The organism is Arthrobacter sp. (genome assembly GCF_048266065.1).
Taxonomy (GTDB): domain Bacteria; phylum Actinomycetota; class Actinomycetes; order Actinomycetales; family Micrococcaceae; genus Arthrobacter_H.
Genome location: NZ_JBLXAH010000008.1, coordinates 71,504 through 92,516 on the forward strand (window position 1 = coordinate 71,504; position 21,013 = coordinate 92,516).

The window sequence follows — 21,013 nt, forward strand, 5'->3', positions numbered from 1 at the left end:
TGGATCCCAGAGACAAAGGACAACACCATGAGCAAGGTTCTCTCCACCCTCCGCTACTCCGCCGAGCACGAGTGGGTCGACGGTTCGACCCCGACCAAGGTCGGCATCACCCAGGTTGCCGCCGATGCACTCGGCGACGTCGTCTACGTCGACCTGCCCGAGGCCGGCGCCACCATCACCGCCGGCGAGACCTGCGGCGAAGTCGAATCGACCAAGTCGGTCTCCGACCTCTACGCACCCGTCACCGGCACCGTCGTCGAGATCAACCAGGAGGCCGTGGACAACCCGGCACTGCTGAACGAGGACCCGTACGGCAACGGATGGCTCTTCACCGTCGAGGTCTCCGAGGAGGGCCCGCTGCTCTCCGCGGCGGACTACGCCTCCGCCAACGGTGGTGACGTCGAGTGACCACGACGACGGCACCCGTGGCCGCCCCCTCGTTGACGGCGTCGCTGGCAGAACTCGATCCCGAGGTCGCTGAGCGGATCGATGCCGAGTTGGCCCGCCAGCAGGACGGCCTGGAAATGATCGCGTCGGAGAACCACACGGCGCAGGCCGTGATGGCCGCCCAGGGCTCGGTGCTGACGAACAAGTACGCCGAGGGCTACCCGGGCCGCCGCTACTACGGTGGATGCGAGCACGTGGACGTGATCGAGTCGTTGGCGATCGAGCGGGTCAAGGCCCTGTTCGGTGCCGGCTTCGCCAACGTCCAGCCGCACTCCGGCGCCCAGGCGAACGCGTCGGTGATGCACGCGCTGATCCGTCCCGGTGACACCGTGATGGGGCTGAACCTGGCCCACGGAGGCCACCTGACGCACGGGATGAAGATCAACTTCTCCGGCCGGCTCTACAACATCGTGCCGTACGGGGTCGATGAGGCCTCCCATGAGGTCGACATGGACCAGGTCCAGGCGTTGGCGCGCGAGCACCGCCCGAAGATGATCGTCGCCGGCTGGTCGGCATACCCGCGGCAGCTGGACTTCGCCCGGTTCCGTCAGATTGCCGATGAGGTCGGCGCGTACCTGTTCGTGGACATGGCCCACTTCGCGGGCCTGGTCGCCGCCGGGCTGCACCCCTCACCGGTGCCGCACGCCCATGTGGTCACCTCCACCACGCATAAGACGTTGGCCGGCCCACGTGGCGGGATCATCCTGACCAACGACGCCGAGGTGGCCAAGAAGGTCAATTCCGCGGTGTTCCCCGGCCAGCAGGGCGGACCGTTGGAGCATGTGATCGCCGGCAAGGCCGTTGCGTTCAAGATCGCCGCGTCGCCGGAGTTCGCCGAGCGGCAGGAACGCACCCTGGCCGGTGCCAGGATCCTGGCCGAACGCCTGACCGGTGATGATGTGTCGGCGCGGGGGATCAGCGTGTTGACCGGGGGCACCGATGTGCACCTGGTGCTGGTGGACCTGCGCGATTCGGTCCTCGATGGCCAGCAGGGCGAGGACCTGTTGGCGCGGGTGGGGATCACGGTGAACCGCAACGCGGTTCCCTTCGATCCGCGTCCGCCGATGGTGACGTCGGGGTTGCGGATCGGGACCCCGGCGTTGGCCACGCGTGGTTTCTCGGAGGAGGCGTTCGCCGACGTGGCCGACATCATCGCCGAGGCGTTGGTGGCCGGCACTGCCGAGGGCGGCGCCGACGAGGCAGTGTTGGCATCGCTCACAGAACGGGTTTCCGCCCTCGCTGCAGCCCACCCGCTCTACCCGGAGCTGGCCCCGCTCTCCTGAGCCGCGCACCGTCGTCGTGAGGAGACGGCGGGCACGGGAAGGCAACACCCCCGGGCCCGCCGCGCACCACCCCACGACGCGTCACCGGGGGAGGCCCACCGGCCTCCCCCCACCCGCGGACCCGGCCCCCGCCGGAACCGCACCCCTCGTTCAAAGGAAGTACCAGCATGGCCATCAGTGTCTTCGACCTCTTCTCGGTCGGCATCGGTCCCTCGAGTTCCCACACCGTCGGACCCATGCGGGCCGCCCAGCGCTTCGCCGCAGGACTCGTGAAACAGCAACTGGCTGCCACCACCGCGGACCTGCGCATCGACGTGTACGGCTCCCTCGCCGCGACCGGACGTGGCCACGGCACGTTCACCGCGGTCCTGCTCGGGCTGGAGGGCTTCGAGCCGGAGAACATCCTGCCGGACCAGGTCGAGGAACGCCTGGCCGACATTGCCGAGACCGGGACGTTGCGGTTCTGCGCCGAACTGGGTGCCCAGAACGACCTCAAGTACGCAGTGGAGGACATGGTCCAGCACCCGCTGACCGTGTTGCCGCGCCACACCAACGGCATCCGCTTCCAGGCCCTCGACGCCGACGGCGGCGTCCTGCTGGACGAGACCTATTTCTCCGTCGGCGGCGGATTCATCGTCCGCGAAGGCGACGAGGAGGCGGCCGCCGCAGAACTCGACGAGGTCAACCAGGAACTGCCCTACCCCTTCCGCACCGCAGCGGAACTGCTGGGGCACTGCACCACCAGCTCGATGGGCATCGCCGACGTCATGCTGGCCAACGAACTCACCTACCGCAGCCGCGAGGAGATCCGCGAGGGCCTGCTGCACATCTGGACCGTCATGGAGGAATGCAAGGACTCCGCGATCTCCCGCGAGGGCCTGCTGCCCGGAGGGCTGAAGGTCCGCCGCCGTGCACCCGACTGGCACGAACGCCTCAGCAAGGAGGACAAGGACCGGGACCCGCGCTACTGGCAGGAATGGGTCAACCTCGTTGCCCTGGCCGTGAACGAGGAGAACGCCTCCGGCGGACGCGTCGTCACCGCCCCCACCAACGGGGCGGCGGGCATCATCCCCGCCGTCATGTTCTACGCCACGCACTACCTGCCCGGCATCGAATACGCCACGGGGGAGGACAAGGAGGACATCATCGTCCGCTTCCTGCTCGCGGCCGCCGCCGTCGGCGTGCTCTACAAGGAGCAGGCGTCCATCTCCGGTGCCGAGGTCGGCTGCCAGGGCGAGGTCGGCTCGGCCTCCTCGATGGCCGCCGCGGGGCTCGCCGAGGTCCTGGGCGGCAGCCCCGCCCAGGTGGAGAACGCCGCGGAGATCGCCATGGAGCACAACCTGGGGCTGACCTGCGACCCCATCGGCGGGCTCGTGCAGATCCCCTGCATCGAACGCAATGCCATCGGCGCCTCCAAGGCGGTCAACGCCGCCAAGATGGCGTTGATGGGCGACGGCGAACACCGCGTCTCCCTCGACGAGGTCATCATCACCATGCGCGAGACCGGCAAGGACATGAGCGACAAGTACAAGGAGACCGCCATGGGCGGGCTCGCCGTGAACGTCGTGGAGTGCTAGGGGAACCCCAGGACTCCGGGTGGACGTTGCGCCGCCTGGTTCCCGGCGACGAGGACCAGGCGATGGCCGCCCACGCCGAGCTCGCCGCCGACGGTTTTGATTTCCTGCTCGGGTACGACGACGCAGAAGGCTTCGCGGCGTATGCCACCCGCCTGGCCGCGCAGGAACACGGCAGGGAGCTGGCCGAGGGTTTCGTCCCGCACACGTTCCTGGTCGCCGAGGCCGGCGGCCAGCTCGTGGGCCGGATTTCGCTGCGGCACGAACTGACCCCCTTCCTGGCCTCGATTGGTGGACATGTCGGCTATGCCGTCCGGCCCGGGTTTCGCCGTCGTGGTCATGCCGGCGCGCTCCTGCGCGGGGTGCTGCCCCTCGCGGCCCGGCACGGCCTGGATGCCGTGCTGGTGACCTGCGATGACTCCAACGTCGCATCGCGGCGCGTCATCGAGGGGGCAGGCGGCGTCCCCGACGGCGTCGTCGAGCTGGTTCCCGGCCATTCCAAACTGCGGTACTGGGTTCCCACCGGCGCCTAGCCCCCGTCCTCCGCGGTCCTGCCCCACCGGCCCACCAGCACGTTCGCCGACGCCGCCGGGCCGGGGCCTGATGTCCCCCCTCGTGACGGCCGTGCCACGGCTCTGACTAGGGTCTCGCCCTTCGGCGTCCGGCCCGCGTCCATGCCCTGTTCGCTGCGCCGCCACGATGCTACGGTGGGCTCACGGACCCAGTAGTCACGCGGCGAAGGCGTCGCGTGGGAAGGAGTTTCCCCATGGCCAATAGGGCAGGTTCCAGCGGAATTGATGCCACGTTGTTTCGACAGGAAGGCCCATGGTGCACGGCCTTCGTAGACGCCTCGCTGGGCACGACGGCGGCCCAGGAGGCCGCCGATGCCCTGCCCGATACGGTTTCCCAGCTGCTGAAGAGCCAGCAGGCCAGTGCAGCCGACATCGAGGCGATGCGCTCGGCCCTTCGCCCGGCCGAGGGCCGTCCGGCCCCCGTATCCCGTTTCATCGCCGTCAACGGCGGGAAGGTCGTCCTCGACGAACTGGTCCAGGGGGTGAAGACCGCAGCCCCGCAGGTGGACTGCAGCGAATTCCCGAACCTGGTCCCCTTGGCCCGGGCCCATGGAGGCCAATTCCCCTACCTGGTGGCCGAGGTCGGCCGCGATGGCGGCGAGGTGAGCCTGCGCCACTCGGCGGTGGCCGGGGTGGCCGAGGAATACCGCATCGCCGGGGACCGGGAGGAGGCCCATCATGCGCGGCGGGTCCCCGGGCGGTATGAGGAGTCGAAGAACCAGCACCAGACCAGCGAGATCTGGCGGCGCAATGCCGACGAAATCGCTCGGCTCGTCGACGAGGTCGCCCGGGATACCCGGGCGCGGCTCGTCGTCCTGGCCGGTGACACGAAGGCCCGCGAACTGGTCCTGTCCCAGCTGGCGGAGCCGACCCGCGCGCTGACCGTCACCCTTGGCCAGCACACCCGCACCGGCGGGGCCGATGCCACGGCCGTCGAGAAGGACATCGAAGCCCACGTCGCCGCCCTGCTGGCCGATGACATCCGCGAGCTCTCCGAACGGATCTCCAACCAGGTCAATGCCGCCCAACCCGGCGCAGTGCTGGGTTTCGACGAAGTGGTCTGGGCGCTGCAGCAGGGGCAGGCCTCAACGGTCGTGGTCGCCGAGTTCCAGGACGACCACTCACTGCTGGCCCTGGGCGGTGAACCCTGGCTGGCCTCGGAGGATTCCGACGTCGAAGGAGCCGGGGCGCTGGGTTCCTGGCCGGCCCCCGAGGTGTTGCTGCGGGCCGTGGCCATGACTGATGCCTCGATCCGCTACGTGCCCGCCGGAGTGCTGCCCGACGGGGCCGGCATCGCAGCGCTGTTGCGGTGGCCCAAGGGTGGAGCGGCCGGAGCTGCCTGAGCCCACCCGAAGACGAGGAAGCCGGGCCGAGGTGGTCATGCCACCGCGGTCCGGCTTCCTGTTGCCTCGGGGGGATCAGCCCTTCAGCGCCGCCTGGATGGCGTCGATGTTCGATCCCATCCACTGCAGGTAGCTGGAGCCTTCCGGCAGGGTCTCGGTGAAGTCCACCACCGGGACCCCCGACTTTTCGGCCAGGCCCCGGACGGCTTCCGTTTGCGGGCTGCTGGTCTGGGAGTTGTAGGCCAGCAGCGAGATGTCCCCCGAGGAGAGCTTGTTCTCCAAGTCCCTCAGCATCAGGGGCGAGACGTCGTTGCCCTCTTCGATGGCACTGCTGAAGCCCTCCGGTGTCCCGTCGGACAAGCCGGCGGCCTCGAGGAGGTAAAAGGGGACGGGTTCGGTCATGGCGAACTCATGGCCTGCGGCGTCAGCACCGAGGGAGTGGAGCCGCTTGTCCAGATCGGTGGTGCCCTGGGCGAACTTCTTGGCATTGGCGGTGAAGGTCGAGGCGTCCTCCGGCTTCAGTTCGCCGAGCCGGTGCGCGATTTCCTGGGCCACGGCGGCCGCGGTGGGCAGGTCGTACCAGACGTGTTCGTTGAACGAGGCGTGGTCGTGTCCCTCATGTCCGGCGTCGGAGCCGTGGGAGTGGTCCCCGTCGGCGGACTCCCCGTCGGCATGGGCCGCCTTCGAATAGTCGACGGCGGTGATGATGTCTGCCTTCTTCGTCCCCAGGTCCTGGGTGAGCGTGTCGACGAAGGCATCGTAGCCGCCGCCGTTCTCCACCACGAGGTCGGCGTGGGAGAGGGTGAGCTTGTCCTGCGGGGTGGCCTCATACGAATGGGGATCCTGGGAGGCCTTGCTGATGATCGACTCCACCGTGACGGCGTCCCCGCCGACCTGGCGCACGATGTCGCCGTAGGCGCTGGTGGAGGCCACCACGGTGACGGTGTTGTCCTCCGCTGCTGGGGTGGAGCCCGAACAGCCGGCCATCCCCAGTGCGATCAGGAGGGCGGGAATGACGGCGAAGCGTGATCGCATGGGCTGCCTTTCAGGCATCGGGGGAAGGAACTGTCACAGCCTATAGCAAATGAGAATCGTTTGCATCTTGGGTAGATCGCTGGGGCTCACGCACCGCGGGTGCCGGGGTCGGCCGGGCGGTATCCGGACGGCCCACCGCCTTGACGACGGCAACTGCCACGGAAGTGGTCGCGGGAATGGCCAGGACCAGGCCGATGGAGCCGACGAGGATGTGGACGACCTCCTCGGCCATCTGCCCGCTGGTGAACGTGTCCAGCAGCGGGCGGTCGTACAAGCTGACCAGCACCAGCACGGGCAGCGCGGCCCCCGCATAGGCGAACGCGATCGTGTAGACCGTCGAGGCGATGTGGTCGCGGCCGATCCGCATCGCTGAGGTGAACAGCTCCCGGGCGGAGGAATGCGGTGCCAGCTCCGCGAGTTCCCACACGGCCGAGGACTGGGTGATGGTCACGTCGTTGAGCACACCCAGCCCCGCAATCAACAACCCGCACAGCAGCAGCCCGGACAGGCTCAGTTCCGGGACCGTGGTGGAGAGCGTGAAGCTGCTTTCATCCCCCACCCCGGTCAGGTAGGCCGCATCCGAGGCCCAGACGGCCAGCAGGGCGGTGACCGCCAGCCCGAAGAGCGTGCCCAGCAGCGCCGTCGAGGTCCGGGCCGAGAAGCCGTGTGCGAAATACAGGGCGCCGAACATGATCACCGTGGCACTGACCAGGGCGACCAGCAGGGGTGGCCTGCCATCGACCAGGGCCGGGAGCATGAAGTAGCCGATGAAGGCAAAGCCGCCGGCCAGGCCCAGCAGGGCACGGAAACCCCTCCACCGGGCGACCAGGCAGACGACGAACGCGTAGGCGACGGCCAGCAGCAGCAACGGCACGGTGCGCACGAAGTCGACGAAGACATACGGGGCCGCGATGGCAGTCGATGCCTGGTGCAGGTCCAGGAATCGGATCTGGTCCCCGGGCTGCAACGGGCGGGAGGCCACCGTTTCGGGAGGGACCTCCACGGGAACGGCGGTAGGTGAACCCCGGGGGATGACGTAGGAGACCTGGCAGTCCAGCTCGCGGCCGCCGACCTCGGAGAGGCCCTTCGACGAGGGGCAGGTCTCGGTGACGGTGCGCTCCACCGTCCCGGTCTGCAGGGCGACGCCGCTGGCCACCCCATACGGATCGCCCAACGAGACACGGTCGGCGGCCGGTCCGGGCCACAACAGGAAGGTCCCGATGATGGCGGCCAGGGCCGCAGGGACCAGCAGTGCTGCCAGCACCAGGTGGGCCCGACGCCGCCGCCGGGGGTCGGCCAGGATCTGGACCTCGGACGCGTGGGCATGGCTGCCGCCCATGGGGCTCCTTCAACGTGGATGCGGGAGTGCCGGGGTGGCGACTATCCACCAGTCTAGGCAGTGCCGGGCGGCCGGCCGCCGGTAGGCTGGCGGGATGAACGGACCAGTGCCGCCCGACTTCGCACCCGCCCCCAACCAGGCGGGCAACCCCGGGCTGTATGAGGTGGAGAACCGCGCCATCGACCACGAGGGCACCCTGCGCCGGGCGCTGGGAGAAGCGGCCGGCCTGTCAGGCAAGGTCGTGGTGGACCTGGGGTGCGGCAGCGGATTCTGGCTCCGGGGCTACGCGGCGCAGGCCGCGTCGGTCATCGGGGTCGAACCGGATCCCTCACTGCTCGAACTCGCCCGTGCACGGGTCGCCGCCCAGGGGCTGGACGGCGTCCAGGTGCTGCATGGATCGGCGGAGCACCTGCCCCTGGCCGATGGCAGCGTGGACGTGGTCCACGCGCGGTTCGCCTACTTCTTCCCGACCCCCACCAACGACTGCACCCCCGGTCTGCGGGAGGTCCTGCGGGTGCTGCGGCCCGGGGGAACGCTGGTCGTGATCGACAACGACCAGGACAACGGCCAGTTCGCCGCCATGCTCCGCGCCTGCGACACGGCCCAGCAGTTCCAGGGCACGGGGGACCACGTCCGCAGCTGGTGGGCCCGGCAGGGAGCGGAAACCCGCCAGGTCATGAGCAGCTGGAGCTTCGAGACCGTCGCGGACCGCGACGCGGTGCTGCATCTGGAATTCCCGGCAGACGTCGCCGGGGCGCACCTGGCCGCGCACCCCGGCCAGAGACGGCTGAGCTACGGCTACCTGCTGCACTGCCTCTCCAAGCCATCCACTGCGGCGGATCAGCCGCTGCCGTAGGGGCGGCGGACATCGGGCCGGCGGTCATCGGAGCCGGACCACGCGGCGATCCACGGGCCGGTCCCCTCGGATGCGTCGATGATCCCTTTCTCGGCCCAGGCATGGTCCCCGGCCAGCACGCGGCGTGCCAACGCCGTATCGCCGTCGTCCGTGTTGTCCCAGAGATCGGCGAAGAGCCGCTGAACCCGCCCCCGCGATTGCCGGCAGAACGCCTCGGCCAGCTCCCGCGCGGAGTCGGCGTGTTCCGGCTCGGTGGACCGCAGCAGCTCCACCCGGGACACGCAGGCCGACATGGCAAACAGCTCGGCCCCGATGTCCACCACCCGCCCCAGGAACACCTGGCGGGTTTCCAGGCCCGCCTGCCAGCGCGCCATCCCCGCGAACGTGTGCCGTGCAAGCCGGCGGCTCGCACGCTCGACGAAGCGCAGGTGGGTGCCCAACGACCCGGCACCGGAGTACGACGTCGGCAGCAGGCCCGGTCCCGTGGCCAGCGTGGGCAGCCACTTGGCATAGAAGCCGGAGGCCCCCGCCGCCGCGCGGGCCTTCTCCGCGAGCGTCGCATCCGCCCGGGCCAGGTCGCCGGCTGCCGTGAGGTGGGCATCGACTGCCTCGCGGGCGATGAGCAGGTGCATGATCTCCGTGGACCCCTCGAAGATGCGGTTGATGCGCAGGTCGCGCAGCAGCTGTTCGGCAGCGACGGCCCGTTCGCCGCGCGCGGCCAGGGATGCGGCCGTCTCGTAGCCCCGGCCGCCGCGGATCTGGACGAGCTCGTCGGCCATCTGGCAGGCCATCTCGCTGCAGAAGAGCTTGGCCAATGCCGCCTCGATGCGCACGTCCTTCATCCCCGCGTCGGCCAGGGCCGCCGAGAGCTCGAACACCGACTCCACAGCGAACGACGTGGCGGCGATGAAGGCGATCTTGGAGGCCACCGCCTGGTGCCGGCCGACCGGACGGCCCCATTGGACGCGTTCGGCGGACCACTCGCGGGCGATCTTCAGGCTCCACTTTCCGGCACCGGCGCACAGGGCCGGGATGGAGAGGCGTCCGGTGTTCAGGGTGCTCAGGGCGATCTTCAGTCCCTGGCCCTCGCGTCCCAGCAGGTTCCCGGCAGGGACCCTGACCCCGTGGAACCGGGTCACCCCGTTCTCGATGCCGCGCAGCCCCATGAAGGCGTTGCGGTTCTCCACCACCAGGCCCTCGCTGTCGGCCTCGACGACAAAGGCGCTGATGCCGCCACGCTGCTGTGTCCCGTCCGTCCCGGTGTACGGCAGGACCCGCGCCATGACCACCACCAGGTCCGCCACGGCCCCGTTGGTCGTCCACAACTTGGCGCCCTCGAGGACGTAGGACTCCCCGTCGGCGGAACGCTGTGCCGTTGTCCCCAGCCGGGCGGGGTCCGAACCGACATCGTTCTCGGTGAGCAGGAACGCGGTGATCGCCCCCGCGGCGCAACGCGGCAGGAACCGCTGCTTCTGCTCCGCGCTGCCGAACATCTTCACCGGCTCGGGGACGCCGATGGACTGGTGGGCCGAGACCAGTGCCCCGATGCTCGGGCTGATCGATCCCAGCAGCATCAGCGCCCGCCCGTAGTAGGCCAGCGAGAGGCCGAGCCCTCCATATTCGGTGGGGATCTTCATCCCGAAGACCCCGAGCTCGGCCAGAGCCCGGATGTAGTCGTCGGGAATGCGGGCCTCGCGTTCGATCAGTTGCCCGTCGAACGCGGCCAGGGCGGTGCGCAGCCTGTCCAGGAAGGCCTCCCCCCGCGCCTGTTCGTCGGGGGAGGGGCGGGGATGGGGGTGGATGAGGCCGAAATCGGTGCGGCCCAGGTAGAGCCCCTGGGCGAAACTGGGGCGGGCATCACCGGCATCCCGGGCGGCCTCCGCCACGGCGCGGGCGGTCTTCTCATCGATGGTGGTGCGTGCAGCTGTGGCGTCCATGGATACTCCCCATGTCCTCGGCGTGCCGCGGGCCGCGCGGTATCAGGCACCGGGGCCGGCCGCGGGACGGTGGCCCACACGCTATCCACCAAGGCTACGCCGTGGGGGCAAGCGATGGCCCTGCGGTGGGGTTGCCCCGGCGGCGCGGCCCCCGGATTCACCTGAATGTTCATGTGACATCATGGTTTCCATGACCGAACCCCGCTGGCTGTCAGCCCAGGAACGCGAGTGCTGGTTGGCCCTCATGGCAGTGTCCATGCAATTGCCGAGCCTGCTCGACAGCGAGCTGCACCGGCAGGCACGCATCACCCTCTTCGATTACCACGTGCTGGCCATGCTCTCCGAGACCGAAGACCACCTGTTGCCCATGAGCGAGCTGGCCGGACGGACCAATGCCTCCTTGTCCCGGCTGAGCCACGTGGTCAAGAAGCTCGAGGGCCGCGGCTGGGTGGAACGGTCCCAGAGCCCGGTGGATGCCCGGGTGACGGTGGCCCACCTGTGTGACGCGGGCATGGAGATGCTGGCCGGGCTGGCCCCCGAACACGTCAACTCGGTGCGCGAGCTGATCTTCGACGGGCTCACCGACGACGACGTGGAGGACCTGGCGCGCATTGGCCGCAAGCTGGTCTCCCGTCTGGACCCGGAGCACTGGATCTTCCGCTGACCTGCGCGACGGCGCGTCGACCCCCGCAGGGGGCACCGGCGTCGTACCCTGCGTTTGGCGTTCGGCCCCCCGGCGTTCTAGGATGGTAAGGCGTTAAGTCACGTGCTCGTTGTGGTGTGCTCCGACAGGAGCGGACCAGACCGGGGATGTGGTTGCCCGTAAACCGAATAACGCGGACCAACCGAGTAGGGAAAAATGCTCAACCGGAACGCTGTATTCACCGTTCTTTCGCGCAAGTAAGGCGCTTCGGTTGGTTCTCACCCAGCCTGGTTACCTTCGCACGTCGCAGTAATTCACGGTGTCACAACTGGTGGCGGGACTCTTCAACGCAGGTTCAGAGGCAGCAACACCGCGCTGTGATCTGTTTTATCGAGTACCGCCAATATTTACTACTACTGAGGAGTGATCATGGCAGCTGTATGCCAGGTGACCGGTGCAGTTCCGAACTTCGGACACAGCATCTCCCACTCGCACCGCCGCAACAAGCGTCGGTTCGACCCGAATATCCAGAAGAAGCGCTACTGGGTTCCGTCCCTGCGCCGCAATGTCACGCTGACCCTGTCGGCCAAGGGCATCAAGACCATCGACGTCCGCGGCATCGACCGCGTGGTTGCCGACCTGTTGGCGAAGGGTGTGAAGCTCTAACATGGCAAAAGCACAGGATGTACGCCCCATCATCAAGCTGAAGTCGACTGCCGGGACCGGGTTCACCTATGTGACCCGCAAGAACCGTCGTAACAACCCGGACCGCATGGTCCTGAAGAAGTACGACCCGGTGGTCCGCAAGCACGTCGAATTCCGAGAGGAGCGCTAAACACATGGCTAAGAAGTCCAAGATTGCTCGCAACGAGCAGCGCAAGGTCATCGTGGAGCGCTACGCCGCGAAGCGTGCCGAGCTGAAGAAGACCCTGGTCGACGAGAACGCGACCGACGAGGCACGCGAAGAGGCCCGCCTGGGCCTGCAGAAGCTGCCCCGCAACGCCTCGCCGGTGCGCGTGCGCAACCGCGACTCGATCGACGGCCGCCCCCGCGGCACGTTCCAGAAGTTCGGGATCTCCCGTGTCCGCTTCCGCGACATGGCCCACCGTGGCGAACTTCCGGGCATCACCAAGTCGTCCTGGTAGACACCAGCGATTGACCCCCGAGGGCCCCTTCCGGCAACGGAAGGGGCCCTCGGGCGTTTAACGGGTGGTGTGGCCCTGGACCCGGCTAGCTCGAGGGGGACATCAACCAGGCCCAGGTGCGCCGCCATCGGCCCGGGGAACGCGGCGCCGGGGCATCCGGTGGCGGGGGACCGGCAGCGCCGGTGGTTCCGCGGCGTTCGCGCCACCGCCTGACCTCGGTCTCCGGGTCCCGCAGTGCCGTGATGACGGGCGGGCCACCGAGCAGTTGGCGGCGGGCCTCGCGGATCCGTGCATTGAAGTCGGCGATCGTCTCGCGGACCTGGGTCTCGCCCGGGAGCGCGTCGAGGGCGGCGTCCAGGCCCGCGTCCTCGGTGCGCAGCAGCAGCGCGGGCGGGCCGACGCCGCTGATCTGCTCACGCCGCATCATCGCCTTGAGCCACCAGTCGGGATCGGTGGAGGAGAGCTCGGGCAACGGTTGGCCCGCGTAGGCGAGATGGTCGAAATCGCCGCGGGCGATGGCCCGGTCGATGCTCGGGGTGGCGATCTCCCAGGCCTCGTCGGTGGCGTGGAAGACCGGCGGGTTCTCCAGCGGGCCCTGCGTGGCGATACCCGCTCCGTTGGCCTTCGCCCTGAACGCCGAACCCGAACGCTGCTCGTAGTCGTCAACGGGGAGTGGCTGCCCGTCCGCTTCCCGGGCGTCCTGGTAACGGGCCGCCTGCAGCCGTGCTGCATCGTGGTCGGGGGAGGATGCCTGCCCCATGATGGCCACCGCCTCGATCGTGGATTGTCCTTCCAGCGTACCGAGGCGGCGGCGTGCCACTCAAGACCCGGGGCCCACTCCGGAACTTCAGCCGGGAATCGCCGCCAGCTCATTCGGCGTGTGGGGCAGGCGATAGGACACCAGGGATTCCATCGAGTCCAGATCCACCAGGTGCACCGTGCGCGTGCCGGGTTCGGAGACATAGGCGATGTCATCCTGGACGGCCAGCGAGGGGCGGGGCTGCTGCCACTCGCGTGGCTCCTTCCAGGGGCGGGTCACGGCGACCGACTCCGTGGTCTTCCCGCTGTCCGGATCGATGAGGCGCAGCCGGCCGTCGGTCCCCAGGACCAGCGCCCCGCCCTCGGGGGTGCGGCCGAGGGAGCGGAACGAGTAGCTGGCTCCCGTCTCCACGAGTTCCATGGCCCCGGTCGCGGTGTTGGTCAGGCTGACCCGGGTGGGCCGCTCCAGATCGGCGTCGGGATCGGACTTGTAGTCCCCCAACACCACGGCCGACGCGTCGGATCCGGCCTGGTTGCCCACGCGGCCATAGGCGGTGGGGGCCTGGACCTTGGCGAGCCGGCCCTGGCGGTAGACGAGCATCCCGTCCTCGCACCCGAAGGCGACGGCTTCCCCCGCGGCGATGGCGGCGCCGTGGACGCCCGGGCACTGCCCGGAACGCGCCACCTCGGTGCGCTGGCCCGACGGGCCGGCCGGACCGGAAGCGGTGATGCCGCTCCGGGAGTCCGCGGTACCGGAGGTCATGAGCAGCGTGCCGTCCTCCAGCTCGACGGCGAGGCCGTGGTGGGCCGCGGGGGCCTGGTCCTGCCTCGTGACCGGCATCCCCTCGGCCAACCCCGCGGGGTCGAACCCGGTGGCGCGACCCGTGCCGTCGTCGAACAGGACCGTGTGTCCGCCATGGTGGACCACGTGGCCCGGTTCCGTGGCGGGGAAGAGGTGGTCGGTGAGGGCCGGGGGCGCCGTGTAGTGGTGGTCGTGGTCCCCGTGTGGAACCGACCAGGCGCCGGCATCCAGGGCGCGGAAGCCCCCCGACGTGCTGACGAGTACATGGCGACCGTCGCCTGCCGCGTTGAGGCGGTTGAATCCGGCCAACGGCTCATCGAGCACGATGTCCCCGGTCGCGGCGTCCAGGACCATCACGCCTCCGTCATAGGTGGCCACCAGGCGCGGCGTGGCCGCGGCGGCCTCGGTGGGGACGGCCGGGGGCGTGGCATCGGCGGCGTCGGCGCCCGGGGAGCCGGCGCCGCATCCGGACAGGACCAGCAGCGCCGCGAGCGGCCCGATGATGGCTTGCGGACTGCCGCGAAGGCCGTTCCGGAAGGATCGTATCCGTCGCGGTTGCCGGTCGAAACCGGGAGTCGTGGCCGGGGGGATGGTCTGGGGTGGGGTATCTATCATGCGTCGATCGTAACCTTAATAAGAATCATTCTCATATCTTATGACCGGCGGTCGATGGTCCCGAAAGTGGCTCCTGCGACCAAAAAACCGCCAAATTCCGGGGAAAATCCAAAAAATTCGAGCCAAACGCCCCGAAACTGGGCGTGTCTGTCGGTGAGGACTGGTAGTTTCCTTCTCAGTAGTCCCCGCAACCGCAGGGCAACCCGGCCATTCGTGGACGGGCACGTAACAGTCCAGGAGGAAATACATTGGCTTTGAACCGTAGTGAACTCGTTGCAGTCGTCGCCGAGAAGACCGGCAACTCCCAGGTCGCCGTGAACGCCGTGCTGGATTCGGTGTTCGAGACGTTCGTGGAGCAGGTCTCCAAGGGCGAAAAGGTGTCGATCCCGGGTTGGCTCGCCGTCGAGCGCACCGACCGCGCTGCCCGCACCGGCCGCAACCCGCAGACCGGCGAAACCATCCAGATCCCGGCCGGCCACTCCGTCAAGCTGACCGCCGGCTCGAAGCTGAAGGCCGCCGTCTCCAAGAAGTAGATCCCCCTTCGTGGATCCGAGGGCCCGTTCCGCCATCCGGCGGAACGGGCCCTCGTTCCATGTCGGCGGCCGGGGGTCCCGCGGCTACCACCATTTGTTCTACGTGGCGTAGAATTTATGGTATTCGCCCCGGGCCCGCCCGGGGCATCCCCGGTACCAAAGGACAAGCATGAACCCCACTGCCACCGCCCCGTACGCGGACCGCGTCCCAGCGGTTCCGCACGCCGGCCCCGGAACGGGTATCCGTGCCCTCCTGGTCTCCGCGGCCGCCGCCCTGATGGCCACCGTCGCGCTGGTGTTCGCGCCCTCGGCCTCCGCGCATGATGCACTCATCGGGTCCACGCCCAAGAACGGTGCCAGCGTCGAGGGCGGGCTGGAGTCCATGGAACTGAACTTCAGCGGCGACCTCAAGCGCATCGGCAACCAGGTCAGCCTCAGCGACGCGGATGGCACAAAATTCGAGGCCACCACCACCATCAGCGGTGCGGCGATGAGCGTGGACTTCGGCCAGCCCCTGCCGGCCGGCGACTACACCCTGACGTGGCGAGTGGTCTCCAGCGATGGGCACCCCATCGAAGGCACGAAGGCCAACCAGCAGGCCGTCGCCTTCACCGTCGCACCCGACCCCTCGGCCCCGCCGGCTCCCGCGATGTCCTCGCCGGCAACACCCGCCGCGACGAGCACTGCCCCCGCGGCAACATCCGGGAACCAGTCCCCGACGCCGGCCGCGGCCCCCGATTCCACGCAGGGGGACTCCTCTGGTGGGCTTCCGGCGGCGGTCGTCTGGATCATCCTCGCCGTGGCCGTGGTGGCCGCCGCGGCCATCGTGCTGGCCAAGGCCCGCCGGCAGGGCGGCCCGGGTCGATGACAGGCCGGTGAGCCAGGACACCGGGGCAGCCCACGGCGCGGCCGGGGTGAGAGAATGGAAGGCATGGAAGCAGGGTTGAAGCAGTGAGCCATAGCGTTTTGCCGGGTCGGGGCACGGCTTCCTCGACCCCTCCAGCACCTGGCTCCCCCTCCGGTGGGCGCAAGCCCGCACGGCTCTGGCAGATCCTGCTGCTCCCGGCCATTCCGATCAGCTTGCTGGTCCTGGCGGTCGCCCTCGAATTCTCCGGAGCCGCGCAGGGTACCGAGTTGGCCGATCCCGGGGCGTTCACGCGCTGGTCGTTGCCGGTCGCCACCCTGATCCACCACACCGCCATGGCGGTGACCATTGGCGCGCTGGTCTTTGCGGCCACCGTCCTGCCGCGCTCGACCAAACCACACCGGGCCCGCAAGGGAACCCCGGGAACCGACGGCGGCGACCAGCATCCGGCCTTCGCCCGCGCCATGAACGTCGCCGCCGGGGCCGCGATCGTCTGGACCCTCGCCGCCGTGGCCGTGCTCGTCCTGACGTTCTCCGACGTCGCCGGCCTGCCGCTCTCTGCGGATTCGGCCTACACCGACTCCATGAAGGACTACATCCTCAACATCTCCCTGGGGCAGGCCTGGTCGTGGATGGTCGTCATCGCCGCCGTCGTCAGCTCGCTGGCGTTCGTCGTCCGCTCACCGGTTGGCGTCGGCCTCGGCGCGGTGTTCTCGCTCGTCGGCATCCTGCCGCTCTCGCTCATCGGCCACGCCGCCGGCGGCGACGACCACTGGGGTGCGACCAACGCCATCCTGCTCCACCTCTTCGGCATCTGCATCTGGGTCGGCGGCATCGCCGTGTTGGCCTGTGTTGCCCCGTTGCTTGGTGCGGCAGCGCCCGGAAAGTACCGCTCCACGCGCCCGGTGCTGGCCGGCGTCGTGCTGCAGCGCTTCTCCACCCTGGCCACCCTGGCGTTCTTCCTGGTCTTCGCCTCCGGGGTGGTCAGCGCCTGGGTGCGGATGGACCACTGGTCGCAAATGCTCAGCGGCTACGGCGTGCTGGTCATGGTCAAGGCAGTCCTCACCCTGGCCCTGGGCGCCCTGGGGCTGGCACACCGGCGCTGGGCCATCCCCCGGCTGCTCTCCGGCGCGACGAGCGCCGCGGGAACCGCCTGGCGCATCGTTGCCGGCGAGACCATCATCATGGCCTCCACCATGGCGGTGGCGACCGCCCTGGCCCGCACGGCGCCCCCGGTGCCCGAGGAACTGCCGCCGGAAGCCACCCCGGCACGCATCCTCACCGGATACGACCTGCCGCCTGAACTGGTGCCCTCGAGCTGGCTGACGGTCTGGCGGATCGACTGGCTCTGGCTGGCCATCATCATCTTCCTGGCCTTCGCCTACCTGAAGGGCCGGCACACGCTGCGCCAACGGGGCGACAGCTGGTCGGTGCTGCGGACCGTGTCCTGGTTCGTCGGCCTCGCGGCGCTGTTCTACATCACCTCCGGTGCACCTGCCGTCTATGGCGTGGTGCTCTTCTCCATGCACATGGTCGGGCACATGGCCCTGACGATGGTGGCGCCCTTCTTCCTGGTGCTCGGCACTCCCATGACCCTGGCGCTGAAGGCGCTGCCGTCGCGGACCGATGGGACCCGGGGGGCCCGCGAGTGGCTGTTGGCGGGCATCCACTCGAAGTTCTCGCAACTGGTGACCCACCCGATTTTCGCCGGCATCAACTTCGCCGGGTCGATCGTGCTGTTCTACGCCACCGACCTGTTCTACTTCGCGATGGCCGAGCACACGGGCCACGAACTGATGAACCTGCACTTCCTGCTCACCGGCTACATCTTCGCGTTGAACATGATCGATGGGGATCCGCTGCCCCGCCGGGCAGCGTACCCGATCCGGTTGGTGCTGCTGCTGGCCACGATGAGCTTCCACGCCTTCTACGGGGTGTCCCTGATGGGCAGCAACTCGCTGATCCAGGCCTCCTGGTTCGGGAACATGGGCCGCGACTGGGGTGCCATACCGCTGGAGGACCAGCGGGCCGGCGCAGGCGCCATGTGGGGCATCGGCGAGGTGCCGACGCTGTTGTTGGCCCTGGGCGTGATGATGACGTGGAACAAGGCCGACCGGCGGGAAGCCGCGCGCAGCGACCGCCAGGCAGATCGCGACAACGAGGCCGAGCTGGAGGCCTACAACGCGATGTTCGCCCAGCTGAAGGATGCTGACCGGAGGATCGATCGCGGTGGCCGATAAGCCGAACAGGACCCCACCGCCGGGTGTGAAGGCCCAGAAGACGGCGTTGGCCATCGCCCGGTGGCTGGCCCTGGCCGTCATCATCATCGCCATCATCATCGCCGTGACCAGCTGCTCCTCGGGGGCCGGGGAGGCGCCCGCGTCCGACCCGCACGGGGGCTCCTCCAGCGCCCCCGCGTCGGTCTCGGCACCCGCCGGGCCGGCGGCAGACGCCGTTGCCGCGGGCATCGAGCGGGCCGCCTCCTACAACTTCACGCTCACCGCCGTCGCCACCGCCGCGGATCTGAAGGCCCTGCGCGCCGCACCGCAGGACACGCTGGAAGGCGCCACCGTTGCACCGCAGTCCTGCCGGACCGCCGTCCGCGAACTGAACTGGTCGCCGGCGAGCCTCGGCGAGGACTCCGCCCGCACCGACTTCGCCGCCGACGGAGTGGACGCCACCGGTTCGGTGGAAGTGGCCCGCGTCACCGATGGGACCGCCCTGAAGGCCCACTACGCCACCGTGAAGCAGATGCTCGGGGACTGCTCGGACGTGACCCTCTCGATCTCCGGCACCGAGGTTCCGCTGCGCAGCACCGCTCCGCCGGCCCAGGTGACGGCCACCGCCACGTCGGCACTGCTGTGGAGCCGGGCCGGGAAGGGCAGCGACCTGCGGCAGCAGGCCCTGGTCCTCATCGGGGAGCGCGACGGCTACGTGGCCATGGTCTCCTTCATCGGGACCAGCGGGCTCGAGAATGCGAAATTCTCCAGCATGGCCGGGGGCATCCTCGACGCGACCCTGGACGAGTTGGCCTGATCCGGCGTCGCAAGCCGTCATCCGGATCCGGGGAAGGGAACATTCCCGGCCATAATGGGGTTGAAGCCCTTACGTCAGCCGACAACCACTGGGAGCCCATTCATGAGTGCAGATTCCACCGCCACCGCCGATTCGGTCCGCGCCGCCTACCGGGTGCGGGCATCCGACCTGGTGGGCCGCAACTGGCTGAATACCGGAGGCAGGCAGCTCGGCCTGTCGGACCTGCGCGGCAAGATCGTGATCTTGGATTTCTGGACTTTTTGCTGCATTAACTGCCTGCATGTGCTCGATGAGCTGCGCCCGCTGGAGGAGAAGTATTCGGACCTGCTGGTCATCGTCGGCGTCCACTCCCCGAAGTTCGAGCACGAGGCAGATCCGGTGGCGCTCGCCGCCGCCGTGGAACGCTACGAGATCGCCCACCCCGTGCTGGACGACCCGGAGCTGGAGACCTGGCAGGCCTACTCCGCCCGCGCCTGGCCCACCCTGGTGGTCGTGGATCCCGAAGGCTACGTCGCGGCGCACCTCTCCGGTGAGGGACATGCCGCCGGACTCGAGTCACTCGTCGACGAGCTGGTGGCCGAACACGAGGCCAAGGGCACCCTGAACCGCGGCGACGGCCCCTACGTTGCCCCGCCGGCCCGCGAAGGCGACCTGCGCTTCCCCGGGAAGGTCCTGGCCCTGGCCGACGGCACCTTCTTGGTCGGCGATTCCGGCCACCACCGGCTGGTGCACCTGGACACGGACCTGTCCACCGTCATCCGCACGATCGGCTCGGGGGAGCGCGGCCATGCCGACGGCACCGCCGAGACGGCGGCCTTCAACGAACCCCAGGGACTGGCGCAGCTACCCGCCGACGTCGCGGCAGCGGTCGGTTACGACGTCATCGTCGCCGACACCGTCAACCACCGGCTGCGCGGACTCGAGCTGGCCACGGGGAACGTGGTCACCGTGGCCGGGAACGGCGTCCAGCGCCTCCTCGACGCCGAGACGGCCCGTGCTGCAGGGGATGCCGCCAACGATCCCGACGCCTGGGTTTCCGACCTGGGGGCGGACCCGTTGGAGACCTCGCTCTCCTCACCCTGGGACGTGCTGTGGTCCGCCGCCTCCTCCCGGGTCATCATCGCCATGGCCGGCACCCACCAGGTCTTTGCGTTCGACCCGGTCACCGGCGCGTTGGACGTCTTCGCCGGCACCGGCCTCGAGGGCCTGCAGGACGGTGCCCCGGGCCAGTCCTGGTTTGCGCAGTCCTCCGCCCTGGCCGATGACGCGGCAGGCAACATCTGGGTCGCCGACTCCGAAACGTCGGCCCTTCGCGTGCTGCGCTTGGACGACACGGGATCGGTGGCCGCCGTGGAGACCGCTGTCGGCACCGGGCTCTTCGACTTCGGCTTCCGCGACGGTGGGGCCGGGCAGGCGCGCCTGCAGCACCCGCTGGGTGTCACCGTCCTGCCCGACGGCTCCGTGGCTGTTGCCGACACCTACAACGGGGCGGTACGCCGCTACGATCCGGCCACCGGCGTCGTGTCCACGCTGGCCCGGGACCTGGCCGAACCCTCCGATGTCCTGCTCGACACATCACTGGACGGAGATCCGGTCCTGCTGGTGGTCGAGACGAACCAGCATCGACTGGTCCGGCTGCCGTTGCCGAAGGAAGCACTCACCGTCGACGAGGGCGCTGCCCAGACGCAACGGCCCAAGACCCCCGTGGCACCAGGTGAACACCAGATCACCGTGCGTTTTGCGGCCCCGAAGGGACAGAAGCTCGACGAGCGCTGGGGAGATCCGACCCAATTGAAGATCTCCTCCTCGCCCGAGGAACTGATCCTGGCAGGAGGCGGAACGTCCACCGGCCTGAAGCGCACGCTGGAACTGAACCCGGAGGTGGCCGACGGCGTCCTGCACATCACGGCACGCGCCGCTGCCTGTGACGGCGAACCCGGTGGGGAGATCCCCGACCATGCAGCCTGCCACCTCTACCAGCAGGACTGGGGCATCCCGGTTTCCCTGGAGCCCGGCGCCGACACGGGGCTGACCTTGGACCTGCGCGGCCTGGACTAAGCCGGCCGGGTCCGGTGGGACGGAGGGATGCCCCCTGGGGCGTTCCTCCGTCCCATGTTTCATGCACCAGCGCGGCAGGTGATCCGGACCATGGCGCGGAAGCGACAGCGTGAGTATAGTTAGCAGCGCTAAGCAACTAATTGTCCGCGCGGCGACGAACGAGCGCCGACA

Annotated in this window: 20 protein-coding genes; 15 read left to right on the forward strand and 5 right to left on the reverse strand. The window is 69.1% G+C overall.

Annotation, left to right across the window (positions count from 1 at the left end):
- Positions 1-27: 27 nt before the first annotated feature.
- The 5 genes from gcvH to ACN0TP_RS13740 all read left to right on the forward strand — a co-directional run bounded on the left by gcvH (position 28) and on the right by ACN0TP_RS13740 (position 5,219).
- Complete coding sequence (gene gcvH / locus ACN0TP_RS13720) at positions 28-408, forward strand: glycine cleavage system protein GcvH (RefSeq protein WP_417219832.1); 381 nt, start codon at positions 28-30, stop codon at positions 406-408.
- Positions 405-1,730: a serine hydroxymethyltransferase gene (gene glyA / locus ACN0TP_RS13725; RefSeq protein WP_417219833.1), complete on the forward strand. Its 1,326-nt coding sequence runs from the start codon at positions 405-407 to the stop codon at positions 1,728-1,730. Before gcvH ends, glyA begins: the two co-directional genes overlap by 4 nt.
- 167 nt (positions 1,731-1,897) lie before the next feature.
- Positions 1,898-3,307 (forward strand): L-serine ammonia-lyase, encoded by a 1,410-nt coding sequence (locus ACN0TP_RS13730; protein ID WP_417219834.1) that lies wholly within the window; start codon positions 1,898-1,900, stop codon positions 3,305-3,307.
- Positions 3,301-3,837, forward strand: coding sequence for a GNAT family N-acetyltransferase (locus ACN0TP_RS13735; RefSeq protein ID WP_417219835.1), 537 nt, complete (start codon positions 3,301-3,303; stop codon positions 3,835-3,837). Before ACN0TP_RS13730 ends, ACN0TP_RS13735 begins: the two co-directional genes overlap by 7 nt.
- Before the next feature lie 233 nt (positions 3,838-4,070).
- The gene (locus tag ACN0TP_RS13740) at positions 4,071-5,219 is read left to right on the forward strand and encodes a hypothetical protein (RefSeq protein ID WP_417219837.1); all 1,149 of its coding nucleotides are present in this window, start codon (positions 4,071-4,073) and stop codon (positions 5,217-5,219) included.
- Positions 5,220-5,294: 75 nt separating this feature from the next.
- Here ACN0TP_RS13740 and ACN0TP_RS13745 read toward each other — a convergent pair whose 3' ends face one another.
- Together ACN0TP_RS13745 and ACN0TP_RS13750 are read right to left on the reverse strand one after the other, a co-directional pair.
- Entirely contained in the window at positions 5,295-6,254 is a 960-nt protein-coding gene (locus ACN0TP_RS13745) for a metal ABC transporter solute-binding protein, Zn/Mn family (protein WP_417219839.1), read from the reverse strand.
- A gap of 40 nt (positions 6,255-6,294) precedes the next feature.
- A complete protein-coding gene (locus ACN0TP_RS13750; RefSeq protein ID WP_417219841.1) occupies positions 6,295-7,593 on the reverse strand; it encodes a YibE/F family protein in 1,299 nt (432 codons plus the stop codon).
- A 94-nt stretch (positions 7,594-7,687) separates the two neighbouring features.
- On the opposite strand from ACN0TP_RS13750, the gene ACN0TP_RS13755 reads away from it, so the two are divergent.
- A complete protein-coding gene (locus tag ACN0TP_RS13755; RefSeq protein ID WP_417219842.1) occupies positions 7,688-8,449 on the forward strand; it encodes a class I SAM-dependent methyltransferase in 762 nt (253 codons plus the stop codon).
- Here the strand turns inward: ACN0TP_RS13755 and ACN0TP_RS13760 are convergent.
- Positions 8,434-10,386 (reverse strand): acyl-CoA dehydrogenase family protein, encoded by a 1,953-nt coding sequence (locus tag ACN0TP_RS13760; RefSeq protein ID WP_417219844.1) that lies wholly within the window; start codon positions 10,384-10,386, stop codon positions 8,434-8,436. The two genes, ACN0TP_RS13755 and ACN0TP_RS13760, sit on opposite strands and share 16 nt — an antisense overlap.
- Before the next feature lie 190 nt (positions 10,387-10,576).
- Between ACN0TP_RS13760 and ACN0TP_RS13765 the strand changes: the two genes are divergently transcribed.
- The 4 genes from ACN0TP_RS13765 (at position 10,577) to rpsN (ending at position 12,174) form a co-directional block, all read left to right on the forward strand.
- Positions 10,577-11,050: a MarR family winged helix-turn-helix transcriptional regulator gene (locus tag ACN0TP_RS13765; RefSeq protein WP_417219846.1), complete on the forward strand. Its 474-nt coding sequence runs from the start codon at positions 10,577-10,579 to the stop codon at positions 11,048-11,050.
- A 408-nt stretch (positions 11,051-11,458) separates the two neighbouring features.
- Positions 11,459-11,695, forward strand: a complete 237-nt coding sequence (rpmB, locus tag ACN0TP_RS13770) for a 50S ribosomal protein L28 (RefSeq protein WP_372697256.1) — start codon at positions 11,459-11,461, stop codon at positions 11,693-11,695.
- A gap of 1 nt (position 11,696) precedes the next feature.
- Positions 11,697-11,864 (forward strand): 50S ribosomal protein L33, encoded by a 168-nt coding sequence (gene rpmG / locus ACN0TP_RS13775; RefSeq protein WP_372697255.1) that lies wholly within the window; start codon positions 11,697-11,699, stop codon positions 11,862-11,864.
- Positions 11,865-11,868: 4 nt separating this feature from the next.
- The gene (gene rpsN / locus ACN0TP_RS13780) at positions 11,869-12,174 is read left to right on the forward strand and encodes a 30S ribosomal protein S14 (RefSeq protein WP_372697254.1); all 306 of its coding nucleotides are present in this window, start codon (positions 11,869-11,871) and stop codon (positions 12,172-12,174) included.
- An 85-nt stretch (positions 12,175-12,259) separates the two neighbouring features.
- On the opposite strand, the gene ACN0TP_RS13785 is transcribed toward rpsN, so the two are convergent.
- Positions 12,260-12,994: a DUF1992 domain-containing protein gene (locus ACN0TP_RS13785; protein ID WP_417219847.1), complete on the reverse strand. Its 735-nt coding sequence runs from the start codon at positions 12,992-12,994 to the stop codon at positions 12,260-12,262.
- Between the two features lie 27 nt (positions 12,995-13,021).
- Positions 13,022-14,350 (reverse strand): zinc metallochaperone AztD, encoded by a 1,329-nt coding sequence (aztD, locus tag ACN0TP_RS13790; protein WP_417219849.1) that lies wholly within the window; start codon positions 14,348-14,350, stop codon positions 13,022-13,024.
- Positions 14,351-14,598: 248 nt separating this feature from the next.
- Between aztD and ACN0TP_RS13795 the strand changes: the two genes are divergently transcribed.
- From ACN0TP_RS13795 to ACN0TP_RS13815, 5 genes are all read left to right on the forward strand, one after another.
- Positions 14,599-14,883 (forward strand): HU family DNA-binding protein, encoded by a 285-nt coding sequence (locus tag ACN0TP_RS13795; protein WP_343901657.1) that lies wholly within the window; start codon positions 14,599-14,601, stop codon positions 14,881-14,883.
- A gap of 169 nt (positions 14,884-15,052) precedes the next feature.
- Positions 15,053-15,751, forward strand: coding sequence for a copper resistance CopC family protein (locus tag ACN0TP_RS13800; protein WP_417219850.1), 699 nt, complete (start codon positions 15,053-15,055; stop codon positions 15,749-15,751).
- An 83-nt stretch (positions 15,752-15,834) separates the two neighbouring features.
- A complete protein-coding gene (locus ACN0TP_RS13805) occupies positions 15,835-17,988 on the forward strand; it encodes a cytochrome c oxidase assembly protein (RefSeq protein WP_417219852.1) in 2,154 nt (717 codons plus the stop codon).
- A complete protein-coding gene (locus tag ACN0TP_RS13810) occupies positions 17,978-18,784 on the forward strand; it encodes a hypothetical protein (RefSeq protein ID WP_417219853.1) in 807 nt (268 codons plus the stop codon). Before ACN0TP_RS13805 ends, ACN0TP_RS13810 begins: the two co-directional genes overlap by 11 nt.
- Before the next feature lie 102 nt (positions 18,785-18,886).
- Positions 18,887-20,842 carry an NHL domain-containing thioredoxin family protein gene (locus ACN0TP_RS13815; RefSeq protein ID WP_417219854.1) on the forward strand — a complete coding sequence of 652 codons (1,956 nt, stop codon included), beginning with the start codon at positions 18,887-18,889 and terminating at the stop codon, positions 20,840-20,842.
- Positions 20,843-21,013 lie beyond the last annotated feature (171 nt).

Excerpts from the sequence above, each read along its gene's own strand:
- ACN0TP_RS13750 (WP_417219841.1), bottom strand. The coding sequence starts at position 7,593 with ATGGGCGGCAGCCATGCCCACGCGTCCGAGGTCCAGATCCTGGCCGAC.
- rpsN (WP_372697254.1), top strand. The coding sequence starts at position 11,869 with ATGGCTAAGAAGTCCAAGATTGCTCGCAACGAGCAGCGCAAGGTCATC.
- aztD (WP_417219849.1), bottom strand. The coding sequence starts at position 14,350 with ATGATAGATACCCCACCCCAGACCATCCCCCCGGCCACGACTCCCGGT.
- ACN0TP_RS13730 (WP_417219834.1), top strand. The coding sequence starts at position 1,898 with ATGGCCATCAGTGTCTTCGACCTCTTCTCGGTCGGCATCGGTCCCTCG.
- ACN0TP_RS13740 (WP_417219837.1), top strand. The coding sequence starts at position 4,071 with ATGGCCAATAGGGCAGGTTCCAGCGGAATTGATGCCACGTTGTTTCGA.
- ACN0TP_RS13815 (WP_417219854.1), top strand. The coding sequence starts at position 18,887 with ATGAGTGCAGATTCCACCGCCACCGCCGATTCGGTCCGCGCCGCCTAC.
- rpmG (WP_372697255.1), top strand. The coding sequence starts at position 11,697 with ATGGCAAAAGCACAGGATGTACGCCCCATCATCAAGCTGAAGTCGACT.
- ACN0TP_RS13760 (WP_417219844.1), bottom strand. The coding sequence starts at position 10,386 with ATGGACGCCACAGCTGCACGCACCACCATCGATGAGAAGACCGCCCGC.
- rpmB (WP_372697256.1), top strand. The coding sequence starts at position 11,459 with ATGGCAGCTGTATGCCAGGTGACCGGTGCAGTTCCGAACTTCGGACAC.
- ACN0TP_RS13745 (WP_417219839.1), bottom strand. The coding sequence starts at position 6,254 with ATGCGATCACGCTTCGCCGTCATTCCCGCCCTCCTGATCGCACTGGGG.
- ACN0TP_RS13755 (WP_417219842.1), top strand. The coding sequence starts at position 7,688 with ATGAACGGACCAGTGCCGCCCGACTTCGCACCCGCCCCCAACCAGGCG.
- ACN0TP_RS13800 (WP_417219850.1), top strand. The coding sequence starts at position 15,053 with ATGAACCCCACTGCCACCGCCCCGTACGCGGACCGCGTCCCAGCGGTT.
- gcvH (WP_417219832.1), top strand. The coding sequence starts at position 28 with ATGAGCAAGGTTCTCTCCACCCTCCGCTACTCCGCCGAGCACGAGTGG.
- ACN0TP_RS13765 (WP_417219846.1), top strand. The coding sequence starts at position 10,577 with ATGACCGAACCCCGCTGGCTGTCAGCCCAGGAACGCGAGTGCTGGTTG.